This window comes from Kitasatospora sp. NPDC114501 (genome assembly GCF_055633695.1).
On record NZ_JBVKDS010000002.1, the window covers coordinates 21,338 to 34,637 of the forward strand.

The following is a 13,300-nucleotide window of genomic DNA, read 5'->3' on the forward strand; positions in this document are numbered from 1 at the left end:
CCGGACGGCGCCCCCCGCGCCCGTATCCTTGGCGCGTGAGCACCACCGACCCCACCCCTGACAGCCACCTGCTGGGCGCCGCCGACATCCGTGAGCTGGCCGCCGCGTTCGGCGTGAAGCCGACCAAGCAGCGCGGGCAGAACTTCGTCATCGACGGCAACACCGTGCGGCGGATCGTCCGGGCCGCCGACGTGACGGAGCAGGACGCCGTGGTGGAGGTCGGGCCCGGGCTCGGCTCGCTCACGCTGGCGCTGCTGGAAGTGGCGCGGCACGTGACCGCGGTCGAGATCGACCCGGTGCTGGCCCGGCACCTGCCGGACACCGTCGCGGCCCGGATGCCCGGCAAGGCGGACGCCTTCGACCTGGTGTTCAGCGACGCCATGGAGGTCACCGAGCTGCCCGGGCCGGCGCCCACCGCGCTGGTCGCCAACCTCCCGTACAACGTCGCGGTGCCCGTCCTGCTGCACATGCTGGCGACCTTCCCCAGCATCGAGCGGACCCTGGTGATGGTGCAGAGCGAGGTCGCCGACCGGCTCGCCGCCAAGCCGGGCAACAAGGTGTACGGCGTACCGTCGGTCAAGGCCAACTGGTACGCCGACGTGAAGCGGGCCGGCGCCATCGGGCGGAACGTGTTCTGGCCCGCCCCCAACGTCGACTCCGGGCTGGTCTCGCTGATCCGCCGCGAGCCGCCGAGGACCAGCGCCAGCCGCGCGGAGGTGTTCGCGGTCGTCGACGCCGCGTTCGCCCAGCGGCGCAAGACCCTGCGCGCCGCGCTGGCCGGCTGGGCCGGCTCCGCCGCCGGGGCCGAGCAGGCGCTCGCCGCGGCCGGCATCGACCACAAGCTGCGCGGCGAGATGCTGACGGTGGAGCAGTTCGCTGCGATCGCCGAGCACAAGCCCGCGAAGGACGCCGCGAAGGACAGCGGGAAGGAACCCGCGGAGGACAGCGAGTGATCACCGTACGGGTACCGGCCAAGGTCAACGTCCAGCTGGGGGTCGGCGGGCTGCGCGCCGACGGCTTCCACGACCTGGCCAACGTCTTCTTCGCCGTCGCCCTCGGGGACGAGGTCACCGCCACCGCGGGGGAGGGCGTGACGCTCGGCTGCACCGGCCCGGACGCCGCCGTCGTCCCGCTGGACGACAGCAACCTCGCCGCCCGCGCCGCCCGGCTGCTCGCCGCCCACCACGGCATCGCCGACCCGGGCGTGCACCTGCACATCGCCAAGGCCATCCCGGTGGCCGGCGGGATGGCCGGCGGCAGCGCCGACGGCGCGGCGGCCCTGGTCGCCTGCGACGCGCTCTGGCAGCTGGGCACCCCGCTGCCGGTGCTGCTGGAGCTGGCCGCCGAACTCGGCTCCGACGTGCCGTTCGCCCTGCTCGGCGGCGTCGCACTGGGCCGCGGCCGGGGGGAGATCCTGGAACCGCTGGCCGTCGAGGGCACCTTCCACTGGGTCTTCGCGGTCGCCGAGGGCGGCCTGTCCACCCCCGCCGTGTTCCGCGAGTGCGACCGGCTGCGCGAGGAGGCCGGCACCGGCTCCGGCGCCGCCGACGTCCCCACCCCCGACGCCGACCCGGCCCTGCTCGCCGCCCTCGCCGAGGGCGACGCCGTCGCCCTGGCCGCCGCGCTCGCCAACGACCTCCAGCCCGCCGCGCTCTCGCTGCGCCCCGCGCTCGCCGCCACCCTGCGGGCCGGCACCGAGGCGGGCGCGCTCGGGGCTCTGGTCTCCGGCTCCGGGCCGACCTGCGCCTTCCTGGCCAAGGACGCCGAGGCCGCCGCCGCGGTGGCCGACGCGCTGCGGGCCTCCGGCACCTGCCGGACCGCGCACGCCACCCACGGGCCGGTGCCGGGGGCGTCCGTCGTCGGCTGACGCGGTGAAGCCGCTCCGGCGGGCCCATTAGGCTGGAGAGATCGGGGTGTCCCGACAGGGGTGCCCGACCGCCGAGCGGCGGGCCGCCCCGCGACCGCCGAACCCAGGAGCGCAGCACACGTGGCCGTCAACCTCGCCACCATCGAGTCCGTCACGAAGGTCTACGGCACCCGTGCCCTGCTGGACGGGGTCAGCCTGGGCGTCAGCGAGGGCGACCGGATCGGCGTCGTCGGCCGCAACGGCGACGGCAAGACCACCCTCATCCGGATGCTCGCCAAGCTGGAGGAACCCGACGGCGGCCGGATCACCCACTCCGGCGGGCTCCAGATGGCCGTCCTCACCCAGCACGACTCGCTCGACCCGACGGCCACCATCCGGCACGAGGTGATCGCCGACCGGGCCGACCACGAGTGGCTCGGCGACGCCCGCATCCGCGACATCATCGAGGGCCTCTTCGGCGGCCTCGACCTCCCCGGCTTCGCCGACGGCCTGGACACCGTCATCGGCCCGCTCTCCGGCGGTGAGCGCCGCCGGATCGCCCTCGCCAAGCTGCTGCTCGGCTCGCCCGACCTGATCGTCCTCGACGAGCCCACCAACCACCTCGACGTCGAGGGCATCAACTGGCTCGCCGAACACCTCCAGAAGCGCCGCTCCGCGCTGGTCTGCGTCACCCACGACCGCTGGTTCCTCGACCAGGTCTGCACCCGGATGTGGGACGTCCAGAACGGCGAGGTGCACGAGTACGAGGGCGGCTACTCCGACTACGTCTTCGCCCGCGCCGAACGCTCCCGGATCGAGGCCGTCGAGGAGCAGAAGCGCCAGAACCTGGCCCGCAAGGAGCTCGCCTGGCTGCGCCGCGGCGCCCCCGCCCGCACCTCCAAGCCGCGCTACCGGATCGAGGCCGCCAACGCCCTGATCGCGGACGTGCCGGACCCGCGCGACAAGTCCGAGCTGATGAAGTTCGCCAACGCGCGGCTCGGGAAGACGGTCTTCGAGCTGGAGGACGTGACCGTCAAGGCCGGCCCGAAGCTGCTGCTGGAGAACGTCACCTGGCAGCTCGGCCCCGGCGACCGGATCGGCCTGCTCGGCGTCAACGGCGCCGGCAAGACCTCGCTGCTGCGCGCGCTGCGCGACGCGTACGCGAGCGAGGGCGACGTCCAGCCCGCGTCCGGCGTCATCAAGGTCGGCAAGACCGTGCGGCTGGCCTACCTGTCGCAGGAGGTCGCCGAACTGGACCCGACGACCCGGGTGCTCCAGGCCGTCGAGCAGGTCCGCTCGCGGGTCGACCTCGGCAAGGGCCGGGAGATGAGCGCCGGCCAGCTGTGCGAGCAGTTCGGCTTCGGCAAGGACAAGCAGTGGACGCCGGTCGGCGACCTGTCCGGCGGCGAGCGGCGCCGGCTCCAGCTGCTGCGGCTGCTGATGGACGAGCCCAACGTGCTGTTCCTGGACGAGCCCACCAACGACCTGGACATCGAGACGCTCAACCAGCTGGAGGACCTGCTGGACGGCTGGCCCGGCTCGATGATCGTCATCAGCCACGACCGCTTCTTCATCGAGCGCACCACGGACACCGTCCAGGCGCTGCTCGGCGACAAGCGGATGCGGATGCTGCCGAACGGCGTCGACGAGTACCTGGAGCGCCGGGCCCGGATGGCCGCCGCGGCCGCCGCGGCGCGCGCTGCTGCTCCGGGTGGGGCGGGCGCCGCGGGCGGGTCGGGTGCCCCGGCCGCCGACGGTGCTGCTCCGGCGCTGTCCGGCGGGGACCTGCGGACGGCGAAGAAGGAGATGCAGAAGCTGGAGCGGCAGATCGCCAAGCTGGACGAGAAGGAGTCCAAGCTGCACGCGCAACTCGCCGAGCACGCCGCCGACTTCTCCAAGGTCGCCGAACTGGACACGCAGCTGCGAGCGGTCCGGGACGAGAAGGAGGAGCTGGAGATGAGCTGGCTGGAGCTGGCCGAGCAGGTCTGAGCCCGGTCACCCGTCGGGCCGGGTGCGGAGGAGCGTTTCGAGCTCCTCCGCGGCCCGGCCCAGTGCGCTGCGCGTCGGGTCGTGCGGGGTGGTCGGACGGGGCGCCCGGTCCGTCCCGTCGTTCGCCGGGGCGGACGGCGGACGGTGCGCCCGGGCGGCGGCGGTCAGTTCGTCCAGTGCGCGCCGCACTCGGTCGACCTCGGCCGGGTCCGGCACCCGGCCGCCGTAGCGGATCTGCGCGGCGAAGGCCGCCACCGCGCCGCCCAGCCGTTCCAGCGCCGCCGTCGCCGGCAGCCACCGCTCGGCCAGCCGGCCGGTGGGCGGCGGCTCGGACAGTCCCTGCCGCACCTCCTGGCGGGCGTCCGCCAGCGACCGGTAGGCCGTACGGCGCAGCCACACCTGGGCGTTGCCGTGCCGGGCGGCGGCGTCGGTGTCGTCGTCGGATGCCGCGTTCCCGGTGGTGGCGTTCTCGACGACGGCGTCGAGGTAGGCCCGTAGCGCCGAGGCCGCCTCGACCAGCTCGGGTTCGATCCGGTGGCGCGGACGCTCCGGCCACAGCAGGTAGCCGAAGAGCAGGACGATCGCGCTGGCCAGCACGGTGTCCAGGACCCGCGGCCAGAACTCGGCGGCGCTGCTCTGCCCGCCGAGCTGCAACAGGACCAGCGCCATCGGCGTCATCACCACGGTGTTCAGCCCGTAGTGCGCCGCCGTGGCGTACGGGAGCAGGGCCACGCAGCCGGCGGCCATCGCGGTCAGTGCCCACTCGTCGGTGGTGGCCATGAGCAGCGCCGCCGTCACGGCCACCCCGAGCACCGTGCCGACCGAGCGGCTCACCGCGCGCAGGAACACCGAGCCGAGGTCCGGCTTGAGCACGAAGGCGATCGTCATCGGCACCCAGTAGCTCTTGCTGAGCGGGAAGTTGGCGGTGACCGCCGAGCCGACCGCGATGCACAGCGCGACCCGCAGCCCGTACCGGACCGACCCCCGGGACAGCAGCCGCGCCCGCAGCCGCCACGGGTCCGGCGGCGGCGCGGGGGCGGTGCCGAGCCGGGTGTCGCGGCCGGCCACGGTGTCGGCGGCGGCGCGCAGGGCCACGTCCAGGGCCTGCCGGGAGGGGGTGTCGGGCCGCCAGTCGGGGACGGCGACCTCGCCGCCGCCCTGCCGTACGGCGGCCGCCAGCCGGTTCGGCACCTCGGCCACCTCCGGCGGGACGGGGCGGCGGGCCCACAGCAGGCCGGTCGCCGCCTCGGTGGCGGCGAGGGCGGCCTCGTACATCCGGGCGCGGCGGTCGTGGCGGTTCTGGCGGTCCTGGTGGGTTCGGCGGCTGCGGCGGGTCGGACGCGTCGTACCGAGGAGGTCCTGGAGCTGGTTCAGCCGGGCCGTCAGCACCTGGCGCGAGGCGGCGGCCCGCGGACCGCCCAGATCGGCGAGCGTACGGCCGAGCGCGTCGTACGCGGCCGCCAGCGCCCGGTTGCGCGGATCCGCGGCCAGTCGGCTCGGCGCACCCGCCGGCAGCCCCAGCAGCACCACGAACAGGGCCCCGGCCAGCAGCATCGGCGCCGCCGCCCACCACGGCTGCGGCAGCGGCATCCCACTGCCCAGCGCCGCCGACACCAGCAGCAGCATCCCGGCCGCCGAACCGCGCGGACCCGTCGCACTCAGCGCGCCCGAGGCGAAGGCGGTCGACGTCAGCGCGGCACCCAGGACGAGGCCGTCCGCGTCGGCGTGCTGGAGAGCGGTACCGATCAGCATGCCGACCGCGGAGGCGAGCACGGCCGTCCCGATCCGGGCGGCCCGCAGCCCGCCCGGCTCCGCCCGGTCGTTCATCGTCGCGTGCATCGCCCCGAGCCCGGCGAACACCCCCAGATCCAGCCGGTGCACCAGCAGCCCCACCGCCAGCGGCACCGCCATGCCCACCGCCGCCCGCACCATCAGCGCCACCGGCACCGGCGGCCGCGCCGGCCGTACGGCACGGGCCCACCAGGGGGAATGGGAGGCGTCGAGGGAGCTCACGCGGTCACGTCCGTTCTGCGGCCTCGGGTCGCTGCTGTGCGACATTGCGCGGCAGATGGGGCGTACCGGGTCAGTCTACCCAGGGCCGGCCGGGCGGCTCGTACGTGTCAAGTTCGTACCGATCGCGTACGGGCGGGCCAAGGTCCCTGCCGGTCCGACAGAGGTGGTGGCTACGATGACGGAGGCGGAAACCGTCCACAGGGCGGACGGTGCACCGACCAGGACGGTACGAACCAGAAGTTGACGGTGTGTTGCGGCCGGAGCCGCCCCGGGCGCCCCGGGCGCGACCGGCCGTACGGGGGAGAGGTGAACTGCTGTGGCAGGCAATGCAACTAGTTCGGGGACGCCGACCCCTTCGGCGAGTCCGTCGCCCAGTCCGTCGCCGACGGCGACTCCTTCGCCGAGCCCTTCGCCGAGTCCGTCGGCGAACCCCTCGCCCAGCCCTTCGGCGAGTCCCGCGCCCAGCCCGACGTCCACCCCGGCGTCCAGCCCGGCGCCGAGCCCGTCGGGTACCGACCCGGGCGCCGGCGACACGGCTCCGTTCATGCTGGATCAGAAGCTTCCGTGGCCGCTGGGCGGGATCAACCTCGCCCCCATCGTCAGCACCATCCAGACGAACGGCAGCGCCAGTGACCTGGTGTCGGCCTTCGGCAAGCAGAACGTCCAGATCGAGCTCGATACGCTCCGGACGTTCGCCGGGAAGGTCGAAGCGCTGCTCGCCGCGATGGAGGGCTCGGCGGCCGCGCCGTACAAGCTCCAGCAGCAGAAGCTGACGAGCAAGAGCTTCGCGAGCGCGGAGTTCGCCGAGGCGACGGCCCTGACCACCGCCTACGAGAAGGTCCACGGCCAGCTCGTCCAGCTGCACAAGGACTTCGCGGCGCAGATCCAGGCGATGCAGACGGCGGTCTCGCAGACCGCGAGCAACTACGTGACCAACGAGGACCACACGACGGCCGCGCAGAACTCCGTCGCGAAGAACGCGGGTGTCACCACGCCGGCGTCGGGGTCGGGCGACGGCAGGTACTGATGGCCGCCTGGGGAGAGTTCTACGGGGAGACGGGGAGCAAGTAGTGTCAGCCAGCACGAATTTCGAAAGCTTGGAACACGCCCACCTGCGCAAGATGGTGTCCAGCACGGATCCGGCGACGGTCCTGAGCCGCGGCACCCAGCTGCAGTCGGCCGGCCGGGTGCTGAAGGAACTGAGCACGGCGCTCAAGTCGCATGTCGGCAACGTGACCTGGGAAGGTCCGGCTGCCGAGAGCTTCAAGACCTGGGTGAACAACCTGCAGCAGTCGGCGCAGATCATCGGCGAACACGCCACGACCGCGGGCAACGCGATGCACCAGGCCGGCGAGGCGCTCAGCACCGCCAAGGTCGCCGTGCCGGAGCCTCCGCAGACCGAGATCCAGACGGTCAACAAGCACAACAGCCAGTCGAACCTGCTCAGCATCCCCCAGCTCGCCGTCGGCCAGACCGCCGACCAGTACATGAAGTCGGTCAACCCCAACTGGGTGACTGCGGCGGAGTTCAACCAGGCCAAGGCGAAGGTCGAGAAGGAGCACCAGGAAGCCGTTCTCCAGATGGAGAAGCTGGCACAGGCGTACAACGCGGCGACGACCACGCTGAACGGGATTCCTGCGGACGTGGTGCTGCCCGGGACGCCTGGTGCCGGCGCAGATAAGCACGATTCGTCGACAATTTCGGGCGGTACCGGCGGGTCGGTGGGCTCCGGCGGATCAGTTCGCAGTCCCCGTTTGAGTGGTGGAAGCAGCGACGGTTCCAGCCCGTCCGGCGGCGGAAGCTACGGCGGCGGAAAGGTCCTGCCCCGTGACCCGGGCTCGGGCGGCCCCGGGCCGTCCGGTACGGGCAGCACCACGCCCCCGTCGCACAGTGGCGGCCAGCTCCCGCCCGCGCCGCAGGGCCCCGGGGGCTCGATCCCGCCGTCCTACCCGTCGGACCCGGTGAATCGTCCCGGCACCGACATCAACAGCCTGCCCACCCTGCCGACCCAGACCGGCCCGTACGGCCCCGGCGGCGGCCAGCTGCCGACGGACGGGCCGACCGGCCTTCCTGGCTACCCGAGCGGCCCAAGCGGTCCGAGCAACGGACCTGGTATCCCGAATGGCGGCCCGGTTCCGAGCTTCCCGGTCGGACCGGGCGGCGGAACCCTCCCGAGCAAGGGCGGCGGCCAGGTCCAGCCGCGGACGTCCCCGTTCGTCGGAACGCCGGGGCAGGGCAAGAGCGGTACCCCGGGGCTGCCCAGCGGGACGGTCTTCGGCAACCGCGAGGCGGGGCCGGGCGGCGGCCGGACCGGTGGGCCCGGCATGGGCGGCATGCACGCCGGCATGGGCGGTGCCCACGGTGGTGCGGTCGGCGCCGGCGGCGGCTCGCGCGGCCGGGGCCTGTCCTCGACCACCGGCGGGACGGTCGGCGGTCGCAAGGGACCGACCGCGGGCGGGGAGTTCACGCCCGGCGGCACCGGTCTGCGCAACCGCGCGGCGGGAGCCGGTGAGGGCGGCGCCCAGTCCAGGCAGAACGGCATGATGGCTCCCGGAGCGGCGGGCCACGGCGGCCGCAACGAGCGCGACCGCCGCAAGCGGGCCGACTACCTGCACGAGGACGAGGAGACCTGGACCAGCGGTACGCCGCACAGCAACCCGGACGTGATTGAGTAGGACGGCAACGACTGCCCGGCCACTGGGCATCCCCAGTGGCCGGGCAGTCCTGTTCGGGGCACGCTTCCCGGTCGACGGAGAGATTGACGAGGAGTTGTGATGGGGCGGACGAGCGCGCGATCGCGTTGGCGGGCTGCTGCTGCGGCGCTTCTGGCGGCAGGAATCGTGGTCGGCCCGATCGCAGCACCCGCGGTTGCCGAGGACACGATTCGGCAGCAGCAGTGGCATCTGGAGGCGATGCACGCCCCGGAGATGTGGAAGGTCACCAAGGGTCAGGGCATCACGGTTGCGGTGGTCGACAGCGGCTTCAAGCTGGACCATCCCGATCTGGACGGGCAGTTTCTGCCGGGTAAGGACTTCAGCGGAAGTCCCGGCGGTGTGGGGTCCTTCGCGGACGGCCACGGCACGGGCATCTCCAGCCTCATCGCCGGGACCGGGAAGGGGAACGCGGGGACCGGCGCACTGGGAGTGGCTCCTGGCGTCAAGATCCTTCCATTGAAAATCAATTCCGGAAAGGTCGGGACGCTCGTTTCGACCGACTTCCTTGATCAGATCGGGCAGTCCATCGCCTATGCAGTTGACCAGGGCGCGAAGGTCGTCAACATTTCACAGGGGATTGACGCGGTAACTGCTTTCCCGGCGGATGTGGCGAAGTTGAACGGGATCATCGCGGCGGCCAGGGGCAAGGGCGTTCTGGTGTTCGCCAGCGTCGGCAATGAAGCCGAGAAGGGAAATCCGGTCGAGTATCCCGGAGCGCTCCCCGGAGTGATTGGCGTCGGAGCCTCGGATCGAAACGGAACCGTTACGGCGGAGTCGGAGCGGGGCCCGCAGGTGGCGTTTATCGCGCCAGGCATGGATATGGTTGCGGCTTGCACTTCGTCCACGGGGTACTGCAAGAGTCACGGCACGTCGGACTCGACCGCCGTGGCGTCGGCCTCTGCGGCGCTGGTGTGGGCGGCACATCCGGACTGGACGGGGAACCAGGTCCTGCGAGTGCTCATCAATACCGCCGGGAAGGCGAATGATGGGGCTGGTCGCAACGACCTCATCGGTTACGGTGCGGTGCGACCGCGTATTGCCTTGACGGACCCGGGGGATCCAGGCCCTGCGAATGTGTCGCCGCTTCCGGTCGGCTCGGCTGCGCCGTCGGCGGCCCCGTTGCCTTCGGCGAGCGCGTCAGCCCCGGTGTCGTCGGTGCCGAGTCCGGCTGAAAGCCCGACTGAAGTGGCGGTGGGAGCGCCGACGGCGCAGCCTCAGGCGGGGAAGTCGTCGGGGTCGGGCAGCAGCACGTTGCCGATCGTGGCGGGTGTGGTGGCCGGGCTGGTGCTGGTGGCCGGTGTGGTGGTCGTCGTGATGCGGCGCCGGCGGAAGCCGGGCGCACAGCCGCAGCCTGACGCGGCCCAGGTGCCGCCGGTGCCGTCGCAGCAGCCGACGGGGGCGGTGCCCCCGCTTCCGCCGTCGTACCAGCCGCCGGTGCCGCCGGAGGACAACCCGTACGCGAGGTAGTTCAAGGTCTTGGGGGACCGTTGAGGTGGGTTCGTCGGCTTGTGGCGCTTGGCGGCGCGGGCCTGTGCGTGGTGGGGGCAGCGGCGACGCCGGCCATGGCCGATGGCTCGATTCGTGCCGATCAGTGGCATCTTGATGCCATGCATGCCCCCGAGATGTGGAATATCTCCAAAGGGGAGAACATCACGGTTGCTGTGATCGACGATGGCTTCAAACTGGACCACCCGGACTTGGCCGGTCAGTTCCTTCCGGGTAAGGATTTCAGTGGAAGCCCGGGTGGCGTCGGTTCCTATGCGGACGGCCACGGCACGCAGATGGCCAGCCTCATCGCGGGGACCGGGAAATCGGATGGCGGTAAGGGGGCATACGGCCTTGCGCCCCGCGCGAAGATTCTTCCCTTGAAGATCGCCAACGGATCCGAACACGCCGTCGTTTCGGCTGATTTCCTGGACCAGATCGGGCAGGCGGTGACATATGCGGTTGAGCAGGGCGCCAAGGTCATCAACATTTCGCAGGGGACCGCCGCCGTTACGACTTCTTCGGCTGATGTGGAGAAGTTGAACAAGATCTTGGCGTGGGCTCGAACCAAGGGTTCGCTGGTGGTCTCCAGTGTTGGAAACTCCGGCGATAAGGGGAACGTCGTCGAATATCCGGGAGCCCTGCCCAACGTGGTCGGGGTAGGCGCGTCGGACCGCAATGGCACGGTCACCGCTGAGTCCGAGCGGGGGCCGCAGGTCGTCTTTGTCGCCCCCGGTATGGACATGATCGGCGCCTGCACAAGCGCGACCGGGTACTGCAAGGGCCACGGCACCTCGGACGCGACCGCCCTGGTTTCCGCCTCGGCGGCCTTGGTGTGGTCGCTGCATCCGGACTGGACGGCGAACCAGGTCCTGAGGGTTCTCATCAACACCGCGGGGAAACCGAATGACGGGTCCAGCCGCAACGACCTCATCGGTTACGGAGCGGTGCGACCGCGTATTGCCTTGACGGACCCGGGGGATCCAGGCCCTGCGAACGTGTCGCCACTCTCGGTTGACATGGCCGCGCCGCCGGCGGTTCCGTCGCCTTCGGCGAGCGCGTCAGCCCCGGTGTCGTCGGTGCCGAGTCCGGCTGAAAGCCCGACTGATGTGGCGGTGGGAGCGCCGACGGCGCAGCCTCAGGCGGGGAAGTCGTCGGGGTCGGGCAGCAGCACGTTGCCGATCGTGGCGGGTGTGGTGGCCGGGCTGGTGCTGGTGGCCGGTGTGGTGGTCGTCGTGATGCGGCGCCGGCGGAAGCCGGTCGCACAGCCGCAGCCTGACGCGGCCCAGGTGCCGCCGGTGCCGTCGCAGCAGCCGACGGGGGCGGTGCCCCCGCCTCCGCCGTCGTACCAGCCGCCGGTGCCGCCGGAGGACAACCCGTACGCGAGGTAGTCGCGGACACGACGTGGGCCGCGACGCAGGCCGACACATGCGAGGGCGCCAGGGGGACCTGGCGCCCTCGCGCGTGTCGGGGGCGTGGGGCGGGGGGTGTGCGCCGAGGTCACTCGGGTGGGGGCTGGTGGGGGTGGGTGGGGGTGGCGAGGGTTGGCGGTATGGATGCGGAGGATGCTTGGCGGGTCGGGCAGGTGCGGCGGGCGGCGGCCGCGGCGCTGATCGGGACGGCGATCGAGTTCTACGACTTCTTCATTTACGGGACGGCGGCCGCGTTGGTGTTCGGGCCGGTGTTCTTTCCCGGGTTGGGCACCGTGGGGGCGCTGTTGGCGGCGTTCTCGGTGTACGCGGTGGCGTTCCTGGCCCGGCCGGTGGGGGCGGTGGTGTTCGGGCACTTCGGGGACCGGGTGGGGCGCAGGACGACGCTGGTGGTGTCGCTGCTGCTGATGGGGCTGGCGACGGCGGCGGTGGGGCTGCTGCCGGGGTTCGCGGTGTGGGGGTGGTGGGCGCCGGGGGTGCTGGTGGTGCTGCGGGTGTGTCAGGGCGTCGGGTTGGGCGGGGAGTGGGGCGGGGCGGCGCTGCTGATCGCGGAGAACGCCCCGGCCGGTCGGCGGGGGCGGTACGGGGGGTTTCTGCAGCTGGGCCCGACGATCGGGTTCGTGCTGGCGAACGGGGTGTTCCTGGCGCTGCAACTCGGCCTGGACGAAGGGGTGTTCCGTGCGTGGGGTTGGCGGGTGCCGTTCCTGGCCTCGTCGGTCATGGTCGCGGTGGGGCTGTTCGTGCGACTGCGGCTCGAGGAGTCGCCGCTGTTCCGGGCGGAGGAGCGGCGGGAGCGGCGGCAGCGGCTGCCGGTGCTGGAGGTGCTGCGCGAGCACTGGCGCCCGGTGCTGGCGGGCGGCGGGGCGATCACCGTGGGGTACGCGCTGTTCTACCTGACCACGACGTACGCGCTGGCGTACGCGACGACCGGGCTCGGGGTGGCGAGCACGCTGGTGCTGTCGATGCTGCTGGTCGGCGCGGTGGGGATGGCGGCGACGGTGTGGCTGAGCGCCTCGCGCAGTGACCGCTGGGGGCGGCGGCGGACCCTGGGGTGGGCGACGGGGCTGGCGGCGGCCTGGTCGCTGGTGCTGTTCCCGCTGCTGGAGACGGTGAGCCGGCCGCTGATGTTCGTCGGGCTGGCGGGGGCGATGGTGGTGCTGGGCGGCATGTTCGGGCCGCTCGCGGCGTTCCTGCCGGAGCTGTTCCCGACCCGGGTGCGCTACACGGGCGCGGCGCTGACGTACAACCTGGGCGGGGTGGTCGGCGGGGCGACGACGCCGCTGGTGGCGACCCGGCTGACCGGGGCGTACGGGACGGCGCAGCCGGTGGGCTGGTACCTGGCGGTGCTGGGGGTGCTGGCCCTGGGGTGCCTGCGGCTGCTGCCGGAGAACACCGGCGCGGAGCTCGCGGCGGTGGACGGTTCGCGGGACGGCGGGTGCCGGCGGATGCCCAGGTGGGGGGCGGACCCGGCGGCGTAGCGGCGCGATGTACGGAGGCGGCCGAGCGGGCCGGCCGGGGCCGGGAGCGCCGGGGCGGGCGGAGCGGAGGCCGATTTCCCTTCCTGGCCCGGGGCCGTGTAATGTCTTCCTTGTTCGAGCGGCCCGGAGAGACACCGGGCAAGCGAGCAAGCCCCTATAGCTCAGTCGGTAGAGCGTCTCCATGGTAAGGAGAAGGTCTGCGGTTCGATTCCGCATGGGGGCTCCACTGAAAGACCCTCGCCTCCCGGCGGGGGTCTTTCGCGTTCTCCGGCCGGTTCCGTACCGCCGACACGCCACGGCCTAGCGGGTCGGGTACGGAATGCGCTGTGATGGTGCGTCATCGGC

The 13,300-nt window shown here is 72.5% G+C and carries 9 protein-coding genes and 1 tRNA gene; 9 read left to right on the forward strand and 1 reads right to left on the reverse strand.

Annotated features, from left to right (window positions below; genetic code table 11):
* Nucleotides 1-35 precede the first annotated feature (35 nt).
* The 3 genes from rsmA (at nucleotide 36) to ACZ7RU_RS03710 (ending at nucleotide 3,835) form a co-directional block, all read left to right on the forward strand.
* Nucleotides 36-953, forward strand: coding sequence for a 16S rRNA (adenine(1518)-N(6)/adenine(1519)-N(6))-dimethyltransferase RsmA (gene rsmA, locus ACZ7RU_RS03700; protein ID WP_470339335.1), 918 nt, complete (start codon nucleotides 36-38; stop codon nucleotides 951-953).
* Nucleotides 950-1,867, forward strand: coding sequence for a 4-(cytidine 5'-diphospho)-2-C-methyl-D-erythritol kinase (locus ACZ7RU_RS03705; protein WP_470339336.1), 918 nt, complete (start codon nucleotides 950-952; stop codon nucleotides 1,865-1,867). Before rsmA ends, ACZ7RU_RS03705 begins: the two co-directional genes overlap by 4 nt.
* Before the next feature lie 120 nt (nucleotides 1,868-1,987).
* Complete coding sequence (locus ACZ7RU_RS03710; protein WP_470339337.1) at nucleotides 1,988-3,835, forward strand: ABC-F family ATP-binding cassette domain-containing protein; 1,848 nt, start codon at nucleotides 1,988-1,990, stop codon at nucleotides 3,833-3,835.
* 6 nt (nucleotides 3,836-3,841) lie between these two features.
* On the opposite strand, the gene ACZ7RU_RS03715 is transcribed toward ACZ7RU_RS03710, so the two are convergent.
* Nucleotides 3,842-5,848: an FUSC family protein gene (locus ACZ7RU_RS03715; protein WP_470339338.1), complete on the reverse strand. Its 2,007-nt coding sequence runs from the start codon at nucleotides 5,846-5,848 to the stop codon at nucleotides 3,842-3,844.
* A 544-nt stretch (nucleotides 5,849-6,392) separates the two neighbouring features.
* Here ACZ7RU_RS03715 and ACZ7RU_RS03720 point away from each other — a divergent pair.
* From ACZ7RU_RS03720 to ACZ7RU_RS03745, 6 genes are all read left to right on the forward strand, one after another.
* On the forward strand, nucleotides 6,393-6,875 hold the full coding sequence (locus ACZ7RU_RS03720) for a hypothetical protein (protein ID WP_470339339.1): 483 nt from the start codon (nucleotides 6,393-6,395) through the stop codon (nucleotides 6,873-6,875).
* Nucleotides 6,876-6,945: 70 nt separating this feature from the next.
* Entirely contained in the window at nucleotides 6,946-8,523 is a 1,578-nt protein-coding gene (locus tag ACZ7RU_RS03725) for a hypothetical protein (protein WP_470339340.1), read from the forward strand.
* Nucleotides 8,524-8,622: 99 nt separating this feature from the next.
* Nucleotides 8,623-10,029, forward strand: a complete 1,407-nt coding sequence (locus ACZ7RU_RS03730) for a S8 family serine peptidase (protein ID WP_470339341.1) — start codon at nucleotides 8,623-8,625, stop codon at nucleotides 10,027-10,029.
* 41 nt (nucleotides 10,030-10,070) lie between these two features.
* Nucleotides 10,071-11,438 (forward strand): type VII secretion-associated serine protease mycosin, encoded by a 1,368-nt coding sequence (gene mycP / locus ACZ7RU_RS03735; protein ID WP_470339342.1) that lies wholly within the window; start codon nucleotides 10,071-10,073, stop codon nucleotides 11,436-11,438.
* Between the two features lie 161 nt (nucleotides 11,439-11,599).
* Complete coding sequence (locus tag ACZ7RU_RS03740; RefSeq protein WP_470339343.1) at nucleotides 11,600-12,955, forward strand: MFS transporter; 1,356 nt, start codon at nucleotides 11,600-11,602, stop codon at nucleotides 12,953-12,955.
* A 150-nt stretch (nucleotides 12,956-13,105) separates the two neighbouring features.
* A tRNA-Thr gene (locus tag ACZ7RU_RS03745) sits at nucleotides 13,106-13,181 on the forward strand.
* Nucleotides 13,182-13,300 lie beyond the last annotated feature (119 nt).

Excerpts from the sequence above, each read along its gene's own strand:
- ACZ7RU_RS03740 (WP_470339343.1), top strand. The coding sequence starts at position 11,600 with ATGGATGCGGAGGATGCTTGGCGGGTCGGGCAGGTGCGGCGGGCGGCG.
- ACZ7RU_RS03720 (WP_470339339.1), top strand. The coding sequence starts at position 6,393 with ATGCTGGATCAGAAGCTTCCGTGGCCGCTGGGCGGGATCAACCTCGCC.
- ACZ7RU_RS03730 (WP_470339341.1), top strand. The coding sequence starts at position 8,623 with ATGGGGCGGACGAGCGCGCGATCGCGTTGGCGGGCTGCTGCTGCGGCG.